The sequence below is a fragment of the Nocardia macrotermitis genome (genome assembly GCF_009604405.1).
In the GTDB taxonomy this organism is placed as follows: domain Bacteria; phylum Actinomycetota; class Actinomycetes; order Mycobacteriales; family Mycobacteriaceae; genus Nocardia; species Nocardia macrotermitis.
On sequence record NZ_WEGK01000008.1, the window covers coordinates 179,611 to 200,836 of the forward strand.

A 21,226-nucleotide genomic window follows, 5' to 3' on the forward strand; every position below is an offset into this window, starting at 1 on the left:
GTCGTACGGCTACCCGGGCACGTACGCCCGAAACACCGAGCCCGCAACGGATTCCGAGTCCGAGGAGTCCGAATCCGAAGGCCAGCAGCAGTTCGAGGACGAGTCGGAATCCGAGTCGGAGTCGGAATCCGAGTCCGAGTCCGACTCGCAGGGCGAGGCGACCTACCCCGCGTCGACGGCGGGTTCGGGCACGGACTACATCGGATACAGCGCGGACCTGTTCAGCAGGCTCGGAATCGACCCCGGCTACCACACCGAGGTCCCCCACCAGACCGTCGAACCGACCCCGGACATCACTCCCCCGCGTCTGCGCCGCAGCGAGCGGCTGGAGAATCTGTCCGCGCGGCGCAAGCGGCGGCTGCTGCCCGAGCCCGGCGTCGAGTTCGCCTTCCCCCGTCCGACGGGCGAGCTGACCCTGGTCGTCTTCGATCACAACGGCAAGCGCACCCGGCTCCCACCGACCGGCCGGGCAGCGGCGAAGATCGTCGACCGGAACGGCCGTCAGTACTACGAGGTCAAGGTGCGGGAGTCCGACGGCCGCAGGCACAATCGCCACCTTCCGCTCATGTCGAGCGACCGGTCCATGACGTTCCGCCGGAACTCACCGTGGAGCAGTCAGGGCACGCTGACCTGGGATGTGGGCGAGGGCCAGATCCGGTTCGCCGCCACCGACGACCGCGGCCGACCCGAGACGATCCTGGTGACGCCCGAGAAGTCACTGGTGATGACGCCGCGGAACGGGCACGAGAACTCCTGGTACCTGAAATTCCCCGATGGGTCCAAGCAGTACAAGATCCAGGCCGACGATCCCGCGCTGATGAACCGGGTGCCGCGCCTGGTCGATCGCCGCGACGATCCGCTGTTCGGCGAGTACGGCCCGATGCCGGAGGACGCCGCGCAGGGGTACGCCGACAACTGCACGCTGATCTCGCATCTGCGGGCGATGGCCATCTCGCATCCCAACGATCTGCGCCGGATCATCCACGACAACGAGGACGGCACCGTCAGCGTGCGGTTCGTGGTGGACAACAAACCGGAGTGGGTCCGCGTCACCAAGCAGATCTATCTGACGCCGGGCACCGACACCGGTCATTTCGTGCAGCACCGGCCCGGCCGGCCGCTGTGGGCGGCGATGATCGAGAAGGCGTACGCGGTCCGGTTCAACGGCGGCAACGGTTTCCACGATTTCCACATCCCGTATCTCACGGTGATGGCCGAACATCTGAGCACCGGCTTCTATCAGGCCGAGAACAGCTCCACCCGCCAGCCGGTGCACTTCGTCGACGACGGGGACTACCTGCACCCCCTGCGATTCGACCTGGACACCCTGCACGAGTTGGTGACCGCCAACTACACCGGACCCGGCCACCCGGACTTCGAATTCTCCCGGCAGGTCTCGGAGAGTTACGCCGACTGGAAGCGGGATCGAAGTGTCCAGCGCCGCAAGCGGAACCGCGCGCTGGACCGGATTGATCGCCGCTTCCGCAGCCGCCGCTCCGCCGACGCCGCGGAGGACGCGATCTACGACCGCTACCCCAGCGCCCGCACGCCGGAGGGATTCCGCGACTACCTGGACCGCAGCCTGGCCGACCACCTGCGGCAGTACCACCCGGGTGACAGGCACTGGTGGGACGCCGAAAAAGAGGCTCTGACAAGCTACTTCGCCGCGATCTCGACCGGCCTGCCACGCAACCGGCAGTTCACGAACCCGGCGGATCCGCTGGCCCGGGCGGTCGCCGAGCGGATCGATTTCGCGCTCAACCGCGGCACCGCGGTGACACTGGGCATCGCCAAGTACTCGGATCTGGCCGAGGACGACGAGTCCGATCCGCTGCCGGGCCTGACCGGTCACCACAACTACACCGTCGCCGCGGTCGAGCGCGACGCGTACGGCAATCCGATCCGGGTGCTGGTGGACAACCCGCTGGACGACAACGGCCGCTACATCCCCCCGGCTCCGGGCCTGGAGTACCGCCTCGATCCGGAGCCGGAGGCGCCGATCGCGCCGGGCGGCACCCGTCATCGCGTGGCGGCGGACGGCAGGCAGTACGGCACCTACGCGAGCGGCACCCGCTACCGTCGCGACCCGTATCAGGATCCCGAGGATCCGACCCGGACCGCCTACACCGAGTACCGCATCACCACGCAGGGAGTCCGGTACTTCCACGATCTGTACGGCACGGTCTATCGGGAGGACCCGAACGGCTCGCTGTCCTGGCACACCAGCGACGGCACCCGGTACTGGACCGACACCCAGCGCCGCAAGTGGATCAAACATCCCGGTGACGACGAATGGTCGCGCGATCAGAACCGCCGGGACCCGTCGCATCCGACGACCCCGACCCGGGGCGGCATCGTCGCGGTCGACCTGGTGAACCTGCCGAAGTTCTCCTTCCTCGGCCTGTCCGGTCCCGCCGCGTTCGCGCTGTACCGCAACGAACGGACCAACGCTCCCGGGCAGACCCGGCACGCACCGCGCGCGGGGCGGGATGGTTCGCGCCCTGCGCCCGCCGCCGCGTCGAGCAGCGCGACACACCCGGCCGCCGCGACCGAACAGCGCGAGAGCAGCGGCGTCGCGGAATTCCTGGCCCGCCCGGTATCGGACGAATTCCCCACCGGCACCAGGATTCTGCTGCACACCCCGAACGGTGAGATCGAGGCCGTGGTGGACGGGCATTCGGTGCGGATGCCCAGTACGCACCGGTTGCCGCCGTCGGAGTCGGGACCGCGCAAGGTGCGCCGGACCGGTGCCGGGGACGTCTCCGGCGCGACCCAGCAGCGCAGCTTCCGGAGTTTCCGGAACTACCTGCGGGGCCAGCACGCAGCGTTGGGCGTGGACCGCGTCGAGATCGTGCGCCCGGCACAGGTGGATCCGGCGGTCCAGAACCTGCGGGCCGAGCGCGAACTCCGCCGGGCCGACGCGGCCCAACCGCTCGCGGACCCCACCTATTTCGGCGCTCACCTGCACGGCATGCTGGCCGCCGATACGACCGGCGCGAATCAGCCGCAGCGGCAACGACAGTCGTTCCCGGCGACCTTCGATCCGCGCCTGCTCGCGCCGCCGCAGGTGCCCGCCGCGCTGCGCCGGGAGAATCTGGATCCGGCCAATTACCAACTGGCCCTGCCGGTTCCGGGCGTGCGGGTCCGGGTGCCCGAGCAGCAGGGACCGAACGGCGTAGCGGTGCTGCGCCTGGCCGACCTCGAGGGCAATTCGTACCGGTTCAGCGCGTCGGGCGCCATGCGGACCACCCTGGTCACCCCGCCCGGGCGCGTCCCGCACTACGAGTTCCAGATGCCCGGCAACCAGGTCCGGCGCATTCCGTACCCGCTGATGAGCGACTTCACCTTCACCCGGGATCAACCGGGCGCCGCGACGGGCATCCTGAGCTGGGACGGCAAGGGCGGCGAGACCCGCATCCTCAGCTACGACACACAGGGCCGCCAGGCTCCGATCCAGGTGCTGGCAACGGATCCGACACTGGTGACCCGACCCGCGAACAACGGCGTGCAATGGATCAAACAACCCGGTAAGGCCGGGTGGTACCTGGTCCGGACGAACGAGGCCGTGCTGCCCCGGCCCCCGGAACTGGCCGACCGGCACAACGAGAACCTGTTCGGCACCTCACCCGACGGTGTGGTGCGCCCGATGCCGCAGGACGCGCGGCAGGGCGCGGCGGGCGACTGCGGTCTGATCGCCCCGCTCAAGGCGTTGGCGGCCGATCATCCGCAAGCGATCATGAATATGCTGCACGACGTCGGCGACGGGACGGTCCTGGTCCGGTTCTTCACCGAGGGCCGACCCAAATGGGTGCGCGTGGAGAAGCAGATCTACGTCTGGACCGGCGCCACGTCCGGATATTTCATCCAGCACACGCCCGGTGAACCGCTGTGGGCTGCGATGATCGAGAAGGCGTACATGCAGGAGTTCGGTACCGGCGACGGCTACCGCGACGTGCTCGAACCCCCCGCGAAGATCATGGAGCGACTGGGCCGCGCGTACTGGGAGACGCGGACCGGGCGGTGGCGGCCGATGCGATCGATCCTGCACATGCCGCTGCATCCGCTGCGCTTGGACATGGACACCCTGCTCGGCGTGCTGGGTCCCGGCAGCGATCCCGAATTCGCGCGCGCGGTCGCCGACACCTACGAGACGTGGCAGTTCTCGCCCGATGCCGCCCAGGGCTTCCGGCACTATCTGGACACGAAGTTCCCCGGTCGGTGGGACCGGGAGAAAACAGCGCTGGACGCCTACCACACCAGCCTGACCGTCGACCCGACCACGACGCCGCCACTCGAGGACCGCTACCGGATCGCCGCGCAGGAGATCGCCCGGCGCATCGATTACATGCACAAGCGCGATACCACGGTGATGCTCGGCACCGCACGTTACGGTCCGGGCGCGGAGAACCGCACCGGAGTGCCGGGGCTGTACGGCACGCACGCCTATTCGGTAACCAGCGTCGAGTACGACCGCCCCCGGGGTACACCGCTGCGGATCCTGATCGAGAACCCGCACGACAACAACGGTTTCTACCTCGCCCCGCGAGCGGGCATGGAGTACCGGCTCGATCCGAAGGGCATCGGTCACGGTCCCGTCGTCGACGGTGTGCGGCACCGCCGGGACGAGGCCGAGCGGGTCGACTATTTCCGGGCCGAGGACGGTGCGGCCGGCCGGGACACCGTGCTGCGCGATATCGTGAGCGATTTCTTCACCCCCACCGGTCCCGTGGAGTACCGCCGCGATCCGGACGGTGCGGTGTACGGATTCGCCGGGAACGGTGAGCGCTGGGCCCGACTGCCGGACGGCACCGAGTACAAGGTGCTGCCCGACGGCGGCTACTGGCGTTCCCCGGACGGCGTCGAGCACTGGACGAAGCTCTCGGGCGAGACCGTGATGCGCCCGATCGGCACGCAGTCCTGGTTGCCCGAACCGAATCCCGTTGCGCCCCCGCGTGATATGACGATCCCCCGCCGCGGCGGCCTGATCGCCGTCGGTATCGAGCACCTGCCGAAGTTCGCGAGCCTGCAAGCCAGCGGCTACGGCGCGTACGCGGCGTACGGCCCGCTGCCCGCTGCCGCCGCCCCCACGGCCGCGCCGATCTCCTCCGGTTCCGTCACACAGCACGCGCCGCTGACCATGCCCGCCGCGAACGTGAATCCCGTTGTGCCCGTGGACGATGCCACGCACACCGATACGTCCATGGAGGGCACGAACCACACCGAGAACCCGATGCACCCCCTGTGGTTCGACGCGAACACGCTGGACACTCTGCTGGGCCCCGAAGCCGACCGCGCGTTCGCCGAACAACTCGCCGGAACCTACGACCGGTGGAAACAGGCCACAACCGACCCCGCCTCGGGCGAGGAGTTCCGGCGGTACCTCGACGACCGGTTCCCCGGCCGGTGGGCAGCCGAGAAATCCACTCTCACACAGTATTTCGAGATGCTGAACGACGAATCGCACGAGGACCGCACGCTCGACGAGGAACAGCTGGCCGCGGGCCGCGCGGTCGCCCGGCAGATCGATACGCTGATGCGGAACGGCAACCCGATCGAACTCACCACGCATCCCTTCCGCAACGGCGACGAGGACGAGTCCCCCGACGTCTACGGCCTGTGGGGCGACAAGCCGTATTCGGTACGCGACGTCGAATACGACCCGCACACCGGTGAGCCGGTGGGCCTGCTGCTCGAGCATCCGCAGGAACCCGGCGGCTCGTTCCCGGGCGCGCAGGACGGTATCGAGCACCGGCTCGATCCGCAGCCGACCGCCCGGCCCCTGGTCGGCGACGGTGTGTGGTCCCGCACGGACCGCACCGACGGCACGGAGTACCTCGCGGTCACCGATGATCAGGCCGGGCGCGGGCCCGGCGGTCGCCTGGCGATGGTCAGCGACATCTTCAGGCATCCCGGCGAACGCGCGGAGTTCCGTCGCGATCCGGACGGCACGCTGTACGGGGTCGCCCAGGACGGGCGCCGTTACGTACGGACCTCGGATGGGACCGAGCACGTGGTCGCCCGGCACACCGTGGGCCGACGGGACCCCGACGGGACCCGGTATTGGACGAACGGTCCGGGTCTGACTTTGATCAAGCGTGGGGACAGCAGCACCCACGATCCGAATTACCGTGTCCCGAAACCGGATATGACCGTTTCCGGGCCGCGGGGTCTGGTCCGGGTCGGGCTCGAGCATCTGCCGAAGTTCCGGTCGATGACGGTCCGCGCGCCGGAGGCGAGACCGGCCGACCTCACCCCTCGAACGAATACCGATGCGCCGCCGCAGGACTCGGCGCCATTGCGGCGAGGTCTCATCGAGGCCGACACCGGCGACGCCACCCGATTCGGTTCGCTGATCGACGGCGCGAACAGCGTCATGGGGCTGAATCACACTGCGCCCGTGAACAATACGGACCGTACCGACGCGCACGAGGACGACGCGACATCGATCTCGAGCGGTGAGGTGATATCGGATATCGACTGGACGGACAGCGAGGACGAGGGCGGCGAGACCGGTTCCGCGCGGCCCGAGACCACACCGGCCCGGTCCGAGCCCGCACCGGCTCCCCGCACGACACCCGCCTTCGATCCCGGGAACGGCACCTATTTCGGACGTAACCTGTTCCGGCAGTTGAAGTCCCCCCACGAGGCCGCGCGTCCGGCTCGGCTCGCGCCCGACGTCGAACCCGGCGACGGCTCGTACCTCGGCGACCACCTCGCCGGTCAGCTCACCACACAGCACGGCCGCACCCGCGCCCCGCCGGAACGCCGGACCGTCCCGGCGAAGTTCAACCGGGAACTGTTGCGGCCCAAGGCGATCGCCGAGGACAAGCGGCTGGACCGGATGTCCCCGGAGGAAAGGGACAAGCATTTCCCGCCCCTGGGCATCCCGATCAACCTGCCCGATCAGCTGAGCCGCGGCGGACGTCCGCTGCTGACCGTCGTGGATCACAGCGGCCGATCGTTCCGATTGCGTACGAAGGGAACCGAATCGGTCACCCTGACCCGCGGCCAGGACGGCGAGGCGCGCTACACGATCAAGACCTACGACGGCACCACCGCCGACATTCCGGCCGCACTGCTGAACAAGGACTTCACCTTCCGCCCCGGCGGACCCGAGGGCGCCTCCGGAACCCTGACCTGGTCCGTACCCCGCTCCGGAGTCCGCTTCCAGGGCCGCGACTCCCACGGCGAGTTGTCCGTCGTCGCCATTCCGTCGAACATGACCGCGGTCGCGAAACCGCACGGCACGTCCTGGACCGTCAAACGCCCCAGCGACACCGAATGGCTCGACTTCGAGGCGCCCCGCGAACTGCTGCCCGAACGGATGCCCAAGCTCGTCGACCGCAGTGGTGACCCGATATTCGGCACCACGGTCACCGGGAAACTCCGCGCCTCCCCCGACGATGTGCGACAGGGCATGGCCGGGGACTGCTCGGTGCTGGCCCCGCTCAAAGCGCTGGCGATCGACCACCCGCAGGCGATCCTGGACATGATCCACGAGAACGACGACGGCAGCGTCAGCGTCCGATTCTTCGAGAACGGCGAGCCGGAATGGGTTCAGGTGGACCGGCGGATCTATGTCGACACCGACGACGACGTCGGATATTTCGTCCGGCAGCGTCCCGGTGAGCCGCTGTGGGCGGCGCTGGTCGAAAAGGCGTACGCCCAGCGGTTCGGTCACGGCAACGGCTATCACGAACTGTCCGAACGGGAGTCGCTGACCGCCGAACGGCTCGGCCGCGCCTACTTGGAATCCGAGTCCGGCAGCTGGCACCCGTACCGCTCGCACTCGGAAGATTTCCTGCACCCGTATTCGCTCGATATCGATACCTTGCAGGAATTGCTGGGACCGGCCGCGGATATCGAATTCGCGCGAGCGATAACCGAGGTCAAGGGCGATTGGCCCGGCAAGTGGTCGCTCGATTACCAGATGGGCCACGATTTCCCGGACACCCCGCAGCGGAACTGGCGGGCGCAGCGCGCCGCGATCCTGGAGTTCAGCAAGCTGCTGGACGCGCGGCCGGGCAACCCGCTGGAACTACCGGAACGCTACCGGCCCATCGGCGAGTGGGCCGCCGAACGCATCGATCACCTGCTCCGGCGCGGCACCACGGTCATCCTGGGATCGCAGTGGTTCACCTCGACCACCGAGGACTCCGACGCCGTGCCCGGACTGGTCGGCGGGCACGCGTATCCGGCGATCGGCGTCGAACGCGACGACCGGAAACGACCGGTGCGGGTCGTGCTCGACAATCCGCACGACTACAGCCGCGACTACCCCCGGCCGGTGGCCGGTGTCGAATACCGGCTGGATCCCAGGCGCGCGGACACCGAGGATCTCGGCGACGGTGTGCGCCACCGCGTCGACACGGACGAAGGCGTGCACTACTACCACGCCGAGAACGCCACCTCCGGTCGCGACGGCGCACTGCGCGACGTGGTCACCGACTTCTTCACCCCCGACGGCCCGGCCGAATACCGGCGGGACCGCGACGGCACCGTCTACGGCCTCACGCCCGACGGTGATCGCTACGTCAAATTCACCGACGGCACCGAATACAAGGCCGTTGCCGACGAGCACGGGAATCGGACGCTGGTCGTGCGCACCCCCGACGGGGTCGAGACACCGGATCCGAATACGGCCGGTGGGCATCTGGACAAGACCATTCCGGATCGGGGCGGCATCGTCACCGTCGAGTTGAAGCATCTGCCGAAGTTCGTCCGGATCTCGGTGAGCGGCGTCGCGGCGCAGGCGGTCTACGGGCCCGAACCCACCGCACCGGCGCAGGGCAGCGGTAAGCGGGCCGTGACCACACCGAATACTGCTGGGCTGCAACATGTTTCGCAGTCACCCCAGTACAGCCGGAATGCGCTGCACACGATCCGCGGTCGGCATACGGTCACGCCCGGGTACGGCTTCGCATCGCAGGTGGCAAAAGAGGCGTCCGACCTTAAAGAGACGTCGGATATATCCGAGAAGCTCGCCCCACCGGCCCCACCGACCCGTCGTGCGCCGGAGTCCGGTCCCACAGTACTGTCCTTGCAGGATCTCCTCGAGCCGAGACAGACCGTGGCCGCGCCACATGCACATCTCACTGCGGGTGGTTTCACGGCGTTGTCCGCGCAACCCGGGACGTTCGCGTCGCGACTGGCCGCGCGGGCGCACGAACCCAGGGACGGTTCGTATTTCGGTGATCACCTGCGGGATCAGCTCGCTGTCGATCACAGTTCTGTGACGCATCAGCAGCGAGATCGAGAGACCGTCCCGGCGACGTTCGACGAGACGTTGCTCGCACCTCCGGTCCTGGACCCGAAAGAGCGCCTGGAAAAGCTCACCGCCGCCGAGAAAGAACAGAAATTCCCGACGCTCGCGGTGCCGATCCCGGTGGACAGCGCGAGCCGGTCGGTGACGCTCGTCGATGCGAACGGCAACGCGGTAAATCTGGTCGACAGCGGCCGGGTGAGGGCCAAGATGCGCACGCCATCCGGTGGCGTCGCGCACTACGAGTTCACCACCGCCGACGGCAAGATTCAGCGGGTACCGGTCGAACTGCTGCCCGACGCCCGATTCCGGACAAGTTTCCTGCGTACCACCACCGGCGAGCTGCGCTGGAACGTCACCGCGCGGACCACCCGGGTACTCGCGCGCAACGCGACCACCGGCGGGCAGGAGATGGTCGAGATCCCCGATGACACCCGGATGGTGGTCAGACCAGGCACGGCTACGTTGCGGTGGATCAAATTCCGCAGGTCACAGACGTGGTATCAGGCCGAGATCCCGGACACCGTGCTGCGGAAATCGCCGGTGCTCGTGGACCGGAGCCAGGATCCGATATTCGGTACCTCACCGTCCGGCAGATTGCCGCGTCCGCTGCCGCAGGATGTCTACCAGGGAAATCTCGGGGACTGTGGCCTGCTGGCCACATTGAAGGCCATGTCGCTCGACGATCCGCAGTCGCTCCTGGACATGGTGACCGATCACGGTGACGGGACCGCCAGCGTGCGATTCTTCGTGGACGGCAAACCCGCATGGGAGCGGGTCACCAAACAGCTCTATGCGAACGCGGAATCCGGTGACACGCTCTTCGCCCGGCATCGCCCGGGGCAGCCGCTGTGGGCGGCGCTCATCGAGAAGGCGTACGCCCAGAAGTTCGGCGGGATCGACGGTTACGAGGGGATTCGCGCCACCTTCGCAGACGTTCCCGTCCGCCTCGGGCGCGCACATCACGAACCAGGCGGTTGGATGCGGCAGCGGACCCGCGCGGTCAACGAGTTCCCGCTGCATCCGGCCCGGTTCGACGCGGACACACTGCACGAACTGCTGGGGCCCGGGTCGGATCGCGCATTCGCCGAGGAACTCGACCGCTCCTACGAGCGCTGGCAGCAAGCGGCCGACCAGCTGTACACGGCCAAGCGCCAGGAATTGCGGCAACAATATCCGGGTGACTCCGGTGCCGCGGTCAAGGCCCGGAAGGCCGCAATGGACACCTGGCGCGCGACCGAGGACCCGGACACAGCGCAGGGCGTGCGTGCATTCCTGGACACCTTCGTGCCCGAGCCGACACCGGGGCAGTGGACGAGAGAGAAGGATGCCCTCGCGGCATACGTCGGCCGCGTTGCCTCGGGAGCGGACAAGGACCGCGAGCTGAACGCCGCCGACCTGGTCGCGGGCCACAACCTCGCCGACCGGATCGACTACCTGCGCAAACGGGGCACTGCGGTGACGATGTCCACCCTGCCGTTCGGTCCCGGCACCGAGAACCGCACCATGGTGCCGGGGCTGATCGGCAATCACGTGTACGCGACCATCGGCGTCGAGCGCGATCGCGCCAAGAGACCGGTGAACATTCTGATGGAAAATCCGCACGACAAGAACGGCGTGTTCGCGGTGCCGATCGCCGGTGTCGAATATCGCCTCGATGCGGCCACGTCCGGGCACACCATGGAGAACGACGGCGTGCGGTATCGCAAGGACTGGACCGAGGGCGTCGAATACTATGTTGTCCCGGATGCCTCGACGGGCCGGGCGCCCGGCGGCACATTGCACGATCTGGTCTCCGACTACTTCACGCCCGTCGGCCGCACGGAGTTCCGTCGCGAACCCGACGGGACCGTGTACGGGCTCTCGCACGACGGCGAACGGTACACCCGCGCGCCGGACGGTACGGAATACAAGGTCCTGCACGACGGGGAGGTGCTGCGGCGCGCACCCGGCGGCACCGAGCACCGGCGCAAGGCCGACGGCACCGTGTGGGTCCGGCAGGCGGGCCGGAAGCTCTGGCTCGTCGATTCGAACCCCGGTGAACTGCACTGGCATCGGGCCTTCCCCGTGCGTTCGGGCCTGCTCGCGGTCGCCGTGCGGCACGCGCCGAAGTTCGACTTCATCTCGGCGGGCGGCGCGGGCGTGTACGCCGCGTACGGACCCGCGATCGAGAGCACCAGCACCACCGCCACGAAGGCACGCGCCGCGGCGGCATCCAACGACGCGCTGCCGAACCTGCCCGCACCACGGTCCGGCGCGGATCACCCCGCGTCGACTCACACCGGAGACCAGATCCGGACGGGTGACGGAAGTGCGGCCCACACCCTCGCGAGCGATTCCATCGTGCACCCGGCACCGGCGGCACAGCTGCCGTCGACGCCGCGGTTCTCGACTCCCGTCGACCGGAGTCCGCCGTCGCGCCCGGCCGGGCCCGAATCCGATCCCGGCGACGGCGCCGCAGTCCGGCGGTCGGCCTCCAACGAGCCGAAAACCGTTGAGCCGCAGTACAACAGGTCACTCACGGGCATCAGCGAGATGCTCGACCTGGCTCGTGTGGCGCGGCCGGACAAGGAGTCCACGCCGACGAGCGGCACGGGTGCGCCTGCGGTCTTCCAGCCGAATCTGCTCGCGCCCGGAGATGACTCCGGGGTGCACGGCGAGACGCCAGGAGCGATGCCCGCCGTCACCGAGGCGACGCCGACGCAGCCCGCTCCGGTCCACGACGGTTCGTACACCACCGATCGCCCCGCACAGCAGCCGACCGTCGCGTCCGGCTCGCCGACGTTCGACCCGGCGCTGCTCGCGGCTCCGGTCCTGACCGACCACGAGAAGCTGAACAGGTTCTCCCGCGAGGAACGAGAGGAGAAGTTCCCGGCACTCGCGGCTCCGTTCGTGCTGCCCGGCCGCAAGAACTCCGCGAGCAGGCTGACCCTCGTCGACCGCGACGGAGCCGTCTACGATCTGCCCGAGAGCGGCCGATTCAGCGTCAAGATCCCTAAGCAGGACGGCGGCGAGCCGCATTACGTGGTGTCTCTCGGCGAGGGCAAGCCGCTGCGGATTCCGGTCGCGCTGCTGCCCGATGCCAGGTTCGAACAGGGCGGGACCAGCAAATCGTCCGGCAAGCTGGTCTGGCACACCTTGGGCGGCCAGACGCGCATCCAGTCCCACGACCCGGCCACCGGCAATTCCGATGTGATCACCATCGCGCGCAACAACCGGGTCGTGATCAAACCGGCCGCCGGCACGGCACAGTGGATCAAGCTGCCCGGGGAACAGAACTGGTTCCGGGTCACGGCCCCGGCCCCCGTCCTGCCGCGGCCGAAACTCCAGGACCGGCGCGAGAGCCCGATGTTCGGCACCTCGGCCAAGGGTGTGCTTCGGGCCGCACCGCAGGACGTGCGGCAGGGGCGTCTGGGCGACTGCGGTCTGCTGGCCCCGCTCAAGGCGCTGGCCACCGATCGTCCGGAGGCGATCATGGAGATGATCGCCGATCACGACGACGGCACGGTGGACGTGCGGTTCTTCGTGGACGGCGAACCCGAATGGGTCCGGGTGGACAAGAAGCTCCACGTCGACGACAGCGGAAAGGCGATCTTCGCGCAGCACTCGCCGGGCGAGCCGCTGTGGGCGGCGATTATCGAGAAGGCGTACGCGAAACGGTTCGGCGGGGAGAACGGTTACGAAGGTATCCGGAGCACCTTCCGAGACGTCCCGGAACGCCTCGGGATCGCGCACTATCAGACCGGTTTGCTGGGGATGCGGCCCTCCCGCTCGGTCATCGAGCACATTCTGCATCCGGGACTGCTCGATGAGGACACCCTGTACGAGATCCTCGGCGCGCACGGCGATCGGCAATTCGCCCGCGAGGCCGGCGCGGCGTACCGGAACTGGGTGCAGGGGATCAGCCGTCAGCAGTCCAAGGAATTCGCGCGGATGGGCACCCCGCAGGGCTTCGGCGAATTCCTCGACAAGACCTTCCCGGGCAAGTGGGCCGCGCAGAAGGCCGCGCTCACGGCGTTCATGTCCGAGGTGCAGTCCGGACCGGACCGGAACCGGATCCTGAAGGGCGGCGCCAGGATCGCGGGCGAGGCCGTCGCCCGGCGCATCGCCGGACTGCACAACAAGGGTGCCACGATCATCTTCGGGTCGTACCGGTTCGGGCCCGGAACCGAGAACCGCCGTGCGGTGCCGGGACTGATCGGCAGGCACGCCTACGCCGTGACGGGCGTCGAATACCACCGCACCACCGGCAAACCCACGCGCATCCTGCTGGACAACCCGCACGACGGCAGCAAGATCTATCCGAAGTCCACCGCGGGCATCGACTATCGCCTCGACCCGCGGCCCGGCGACCGCGTCGAGATCGCCCAAGGCGTCTGGCACCGCCGGGACGACGACGAGAACGTCGAGTACTACCGCGTGCGCAACGCCAGGGCCGGGCGCGGCGACAGCGGTGCGCTGCGGGGTGTGGTGACCGACTTCTTCAGACCGGCCCGGGGCGCGGAATTCCGGCGCGACCCGGACGGCACGGTGTATGGCATCACCGAGGACGGCGAACGCTACGCCCGCACCACGGACGGCACCGAGCACAAAGTCGTCGAGCAGGGCAGATTCCGGCGCGACCCTGACGGCACCGAGTACTGGCTGCGCACCGACGGCCGCAGCTTCGTCGAGAAGCCGGGCGGCACATGGACGGCCACCACGGAAACCATTCCGCGGCAACCGGACCCGACCATCCCCCGGCGCGGCGGCCTCATCTCGATCCGGGTCGAGCACCTGCCGAAATTCCGGACGATGTCGGTCAGCGGCGCGGCGTTGCACGCCTTCTACGGACCGAAGACCATCGGCCCGCGCACCGATGTCACACCCGAACCCATCACCGACTCGGATTCCGATTCCGACCTGGATGTCACCCCGATGGAATCCCCGCCCGAATCCTCCCAGACTCCCGAAACATCCAGCGTGCGAGCCGATCCTGCGCCTACCCGAGTCCAGGCCCTGGTAGGCGACGGATGCACCGCATACGCACCCGTCCGCGGGCCCACCGTAACGACAGCGCGGCCCCGTGCGACGCCGCGGGTCTCCGCGCCCGCCAACCACGCCCGAAACATCTCCGTCGACCTCGGCCAGCTATCGGCGGTGGCGGCCGCCGCGACGAACACCACCGGCGCGCGCGCGATCTTCGCACCGAGCCCGCGGGCACGGAACAATGATCCGGAGGCGCACGGCGAACCGTTCGATGCTGTACTCGCCCCGATGTCCGACGTGCGAGGCGACACTGCCGATTCCGGTGACGGCTCGCACATCGGTCACCATCCGCCGGAACAGCCATCCGCCGAACACGATCCCGTCCCCGCGCCACGCACCCCGGCCGCACCGAACACCATCGAAGTGATGCGGCATGTGACCGCGAGAGAGGTTCTGCCGCTGGAGAATCCGAATTTACAGCAGGATCTCGAGCAGGTATTGCGGCTGCCGGACGGTACTTTCGAGAAGTATCCGGACATCGGCAAGTATCTGGGGCTGTTGAACGGCAACGGCTGGTTCAATCCGGGCCGACTCACCAATTGCCGTCTGACGGTGCTCGCGCTGATGTCGACACATTTCGGCACGCCGCTCGTCGCGCCGCCGACTTCGGCGTCCCTTCCGTTCGGCCTCGGCGCCCGATACCAATGGCAGCTCGAGCAGTCGCTGGGGTCGCGGTTCCTCTCGTTCCAGAACGGCAAGCTGCGGCTCGCCGACCAGTATCGGGCGATGCACGAGCTGGTCGCCAAGACGGGTGAGGGTGCGGCCGGAGTTGCCCTGATCCAGTGGGCCGAGCTCGGGGCCGACGGAAAACGCAAGATCACCGGTGCTCGGTTCGTCACCGAGATCAGTCACGTCATGGGGGTGGTCTATCCGCGCGGTGCCGGTGCACCCGAATGGGTCGACCCGCAGACGGGCACCCGCAGCGCGCTGCCGCCGCAGCGTGTGATCGACAAAACGGCCTGGGTGCGCTTCCTGATCACCGATCCGGAACGAGTCGAGGCGGCGTCACGGCATTACGCCGATCTGGATCGCACGGTCGGCGACCGGTCCGGGTGGAATCCCTCGGCACCGACCGGCGATGGCAAAACCGTTGCCCAGCTCGTCTTTCCGGAAATTTCCCCGAGCGTCGGTGTGGTGGACAGTCATCAGGCGGTGATCGCCGCCGCCCGGGCGTGGGCCGGCCGTCGCGAGTTCGCTGTCGCGACGCTGCAGCGGTTCCGCTCCCAGGCCGTCGACTACCGGGTGGGCGCCTGGGAACGCGGCCGGGCCGAGGCCGCGTACCTGTTCCAGCGGAAACTGACCGTCGTGCCCAAGCGCACCTACTCGGCGAATCCGGCGATCACCACCGTGACCGAGGCGGTCCGCAAGGCCGGGCCGGGTGCGATGGCGTTCGTCGAATTCCGCGAATTCGACTCCTTCTCCACCTGGTCGGACACGCCGGTCGCGGTGCACGCGGCATTGCTCGTATATCCGACCGACGGCACGACGGCCCCGGTGTGGATGATGCCGCACCAGGGCCGGGTGGTGACCGGGCCGACATTACCGGCCGAACTGGTCCGGCGCTTCGACGAGGTCGCCTACCTCACCGATTCCCTGGATGCGCTGCGGCAGCGGCTGGACACCGATACACCGTTGTCGGCGCAGGACTGGAAGGTGGAGGCCGATGCGCAGCTGTCGATCCTGAAGGCCAATCTCCACCACTTCCGCCATTTCGATCCGCGGACCCACAGCGCCGCCGGGGACAAAGGCACACCGTACGGAAAGCTGGTGTACACCCTCGGCGCACCGGTCGGCCATCCGACGGTGATCGACACTCCCGAGGCCCGCTACCTGGCCTCCTACCACGCGATGGTCGCCGGTCTGCTGAGCTTCGAAGGCTCTGCGACAGTGGCGTTCCCGACCACGGAACACCTCGGCCCCGACGGCACCGCACTCCCGATCGCACAGCTGCGCGATACGGTGCACAAGGAGATCACGGAGTGGCTCGGCGCCACGCCCGCACCCGCGCCCGGAGCGAACGCGGCAGCCCGCTTTCGGCACATCGTCGACACCCTGCGCGATGATCCCGGTTACGGCTGGGGCTCTGCGGCTTTCGTCGAGATCACCATGCGCGCGCCGAATCGGCCCGGCGTATTCGAGTATCGGAACATGGCGGTGGTCTACCCGTCCGCGGGTGCGCCGATGTGGTGGGATGGGTTGTCGCTCGAGCTTTTCCGGGATCTGCCGCAGGATCTGATCGACGACACCGTCGAGGTGTCGTTCACCGCGATTCGCGGTCCGGACGACGTCGATTTCGACATCCCGGCCAACGGCATAGTGCCGACGCCCCGGACCCGCACGTACCGTGCCGACGGTTCACGCGAGTTCACGACCAACCGCGAGGGATACCGTTACGCCGCTCGCTGGCTGGCCGGTGTCCACCGCGATATTCCGAAATCCGAGCAGGAGCTCGTCGCCCGGTACTCCACCGCCAGTGCGAGCCTCACCGACATCCTGCGCACCGAGACCCCCGACGCGGCCTTCTTCGATCGAACGCGCGCGGAGGCCGAGACGATGCGACTCCTCGACGACGCGGGGCTCTTCGAGGACGACAACCTGCCGGATATGCTCGAGGACAACACGCCGGAGGAGCTGCGCGAGCATATCCAGTACTGCGCCGACCAGCTACGCGCGCACGACACCACCGCACTCGATCCCGAGGGCGCCGCACTGGCGGCACGGATCGAACCACTACTTACCGAATTCCTGGACCGGGACGATCACGAGCACGCTCGGGGACGGGCGCGGGGCCGGTGGCTGACCGACCATCTGAGTTCGCTACACAGGAGCGGCGAACGGTGGGACGCGCTGCGGCACTTCGTGAATGCCGAGCCTGATGCAGAATCCTTCGAACGTGTTCTGGCGGAACATGATCGGATCCTCGATCGGGTCATTCCGCACGGGCCCGTCGTGGGGACCTACGGCCTGGACGATGTGTCCTCGTGGATCGCCGTGGACGGCAAACCGCTGGGAGAGCGAAACCCCCGGCTGTTGCGGGGCGGTGAACATCGGGAGCCGGGTCATCTCGAACTGTCACTGGGATCGCAGCACACCCACGGTGATGTCCTGGTGCATGTCGCACTTCCCGACGGCTCGCGCGGGCTCTGGCTGGATGTCCGCGACACCGGACGCCTTCCCCGTCTGCGCATTTCGCGGGGAAGCACGCTGCGCGTAGATGAGGTCCGGGCCGATGACGCCACCCCGAAGTTGATCCACATCGATGCCGTCCTCGTACCATCCACCGATAGGGCGCCCGGTTCGGACGCCGATGTGGGTCCCGTCGCGGCGGAGTCCGCACCCGGTATCTCCGGAACGGACGCATCGCACGGCCCGGCCGATCACGACCCGAACCCGATGTTCACACCCGAGGAGATCGACAGTTATTTCGGCGGCCGCCCGATCGAGCCGCCGAGGTCCGAGCCGTCCGACGGCACCGCGTTCCAACGCTGGCAGCCCGAGACCGAGGGTCTCGAACCGCTGCCGCTGAACGAGGACGAACTCTTGCACAACCTCACGGCCGAGCAGCGCGAGGAGCGGTTCCCGGTGCTCCCCGTGCCGCTGGACGTCCCCGTGGTCACCGACGCCGCCGGCCGCCCGATGTACACCTTCGTCGACGACCGGCGGCAGACGACCCAGCTGCCGGGCGTCTCCTCGGCCCAGGCGACGTTCCGCCCCGCGAAGGACGGCGAGCCCGCGGGGTACGTGTTCAAACAGCACGGGTTCACCCAGTTCCTGCACGAAAAGCTTTCGGACGGCTTCGATTTCAAGGCCGACGACGCGACCGGACGGACCGGCGTACTGAGCTGGAACTTCCCGCAGGGCGGCATCCGGTTCCTCGGTCACGACGAGCAGGGCGCGCTGGTGGCCAAGCAGGCGCCGCACGGCTACACCTTCGCGGCGAAACCCGGCGAGAGCCGGCTCCGGTACGTGAAGTTCGCGCGCGAGGACGGCTGGTTCCGGATCAACGTCCCGTTCAACATCCTGGCGCGGCTGCCGTCGCTGGTCGACCGGCGCGCGGATGCGCTGTTCGGGCCGGACGGGCTGCCCAAACCGCACGAGGCGCGGCAGGGCGCCGCGGGCGACTGCGCCCTGCTGGCCAACCTGAAGGCCAGGGCGGCCCGGGATCCGCGCTCGATCACCGAGATGCTGCGGGACAACGAGGACGGCACCGTCTCGGTGCGGTTCACCATCCGGGATCCGGACACGAAAGCCGTGTCGTTCGACTGGGTCGAGGTCACCAAGGAGATCCACGTCGCGCGCGGCGCGACCGCCGGATATTTCGTCTCGCACCGGCCCGGAGAAGCGTTGTGGGCGGCGATGATCGAGAAGGCGTTCGCGCAACGTTTCGGCCGGGGCGACGGTTTCCGTACGCTCATGGACGGTGCGCACGCCGGACATGTCGCCGAACTCCTCGACAAGGGCTTCCACCAGTCCGGTCCCGACGCGCGTCCGCAACCCGCGCGCAGCATCGCCGACGACGACATCCTGCACCCGCTGGCCTTCGACGCCGACACCCTGCACGACCTGATCCGCACCTACGCCCGGTACGACCGGGTCCGGTCCGACACCCGGCAGACCTGGACGCCCCGGATCGATCGCGATTTCTCCCGCGCGATCGCCGACACCTACCTCGGCTGGTACCAGGAGCGCGAGGATCTGCTCGAGCGGACCCGACGCCAGTTCGATGCCCGGTACAGGGACGACCCGGCCGCCCTGCGCGCCGCCTGGAGCGAATTCCTCGGCACCCGGGACTACGCCTCCCCCAACGGCTTCCGGGAATATCTGGACCAGCGGTTCCCGGACACCTGGCAGACCGAGAAGGCCGCGCTGACACGGTATTTCGAGGAGGTCTACGGCGGCCGGGCCGAGGATCGGGTGCTGAGCCCGCGAGCCCGGATCGCCGCGCGGGCGATCGGCCATCGGCTCGACTACGCCCTGCGGCGCAACACCACAGTGGTGCTCGGCACGTTCAAGTTCGGCGGGACCCACGAAAACGCCACCGCCGCACCGGGTCTGGTCGGCAACCACGGATACGCGGTGCTGGGCGTCGAACACGAGGGCGGCCATCCGGCCCGGGTGCTGCTGGAGAACCCGCACGACGAAGAGGGCACCTTCCCGCCACTGCCGATGCCGGGCGTCTCCTACCGCCTCGACCCGGGCGGGACCGACCACCGTCCGCGTCCCGACGGCGGCACCTACCGCCGCGAGCCGAATCACGAGTCCTGGGAGGTCGAATACGGTATCGACGGCCACGGCAACCAGTACCGCCGGTACCGGGACGGGGTCCAGTACGGCCTCACCACCGACGGCAGCCGCTACCGCACGTCCCCGGACGGCACCCGGTACCAGGTCGACGCGGACGGCACGACGTTCCGCCGGGAGATCGACGGCACCGAGTACCTGACCAGCCCCGGCGGCATCAAATTGCGCAAGCGGCCGGGCCACGCGTGGCAGTCCGATCCGTACCGCGCGCCGCCGGCCCGGGATATGACCATTCCGCCGCGCGGGCTGACCGTGGCGGTCGACCTGGTGCACATGGCGAAGTTCGGCAGCGCCGGACTGAGCGGGCCCGGCGCGCACGGTCTGTACTCGGAGGATCATCCGAGCCCGAAGGATCGCGGCGGCCTCACCGCGCCCGGCCCCGCCATCGGCGATCGGGACGGGGCGGACACGTCATCGGAGCGGGACGCCGAGCACACGGCGGAGCCCGCGGCGGCGCGTTGGGACACGTTGCCGGACAACGGGAATCAGTTGTTCGAGGCGCTGGCGCGCTGGGAGGGCCACACCGGCGCGCAGCGGGTGCGCACCATGCTCGCCGACCGGATGCGGGAGCACTTCTACGACCTGCTCCCGCTGTTCGACAACACTCCCGGCAACCGGCAGCGCCGCGAGGCCGAGGAGACCCACCGCGAGCACGCCGACGCGGAGCACCGGTACGGACGCCTCACCCCCGCCCAATGGTCCACCGAGCAGATCCGCCGCCTCCAGGTCGACCAGGAACTCGAGCACTGGCGGCGCACCGAGCTCCGGAGCCTCATCGGCACCCTGCGCAACCCGCATGCGCCGACCGACCACCTGACGGATCTGCTGATCCCTATCGCCGCCCGCGAATTCGGCATCGACATGGTCGTGGTGCGCCCGGATGGAAGCCGGAATGTGCATCAGCACAACGAGTTCGACGCCTCGTACCTGGTGTTGCACCGGCCCTACGGCGAGACGCCGCAACTGAGCGTGGCCATGGCCGCCGACGGCATCGGCTTCACCCTCGACCACGCGGACCTGCACAACCCCGAGGCATACCCCACGCTCCCGGCGACCACCGACGATCCGATGGACGTCGAAGTCCCCACGACCCCAACGACATTCGACGGCGGCCGCACCGACTTCGGCCACGACCTGCTGGACAAACTGGGCTTCGAACACCCCGGCGCCACCACCCCGGCGCGCACCGAGTTCGACCAGGCCGACCTCGAACCCCCGACACCGCTACCGACACCGTTCCCCAACCCCGGCGTATCGCTCAGGGTCCCCAGCACGACCGACACCCTGACCCTCGTCGACCACAAGGGCATCGTGCGGAAGCTGGCCGCCAGCGGAATCGCGGACGCGCAATACCTTCCAACCGGACGGATGTATCTGATCCGGATGGTGGACGGCAAACACCTGCCGGTCCACGCGGATCTGGTGGACCTGAACAATGGTTTCAGTTTCCAGCCCGGCACCAACGGCCCGTACGGCACCCTGAGCTGGAACGTCCCGGGCGGACAGACCCGGATCATCGGCCAGAACGAGGCCGGTCAGAAGATGCCGATCCACCTACCGCCCGGACACACCCTGGTGGCCCTCCACGGGGCCGGAACGGCACGGTGGATCAAGGATCCCGGCGTCCCGTTCTGG

General features: G+C 68.5%; 1 protein-coding gene (cut by both window edges). It reads left to right on the forward strand.

All 21,226 nt of this window come from inside a single coding sequence — locus NRB20_RS19925, C2 family cysteine protease (RefSeq protein ID WP_153411660.1), on the forward strand. Of the gene's 60,006 coding nucleotides, 24,125 precede the window and 14,655 follow it; the stretch shown corresponds to coding positions 24,126-45,351 (codon 8,042, partial, through codon 15,117, complete); the first complete codon in view begins at position 2. The start codon and the stop codon both lie outside this window.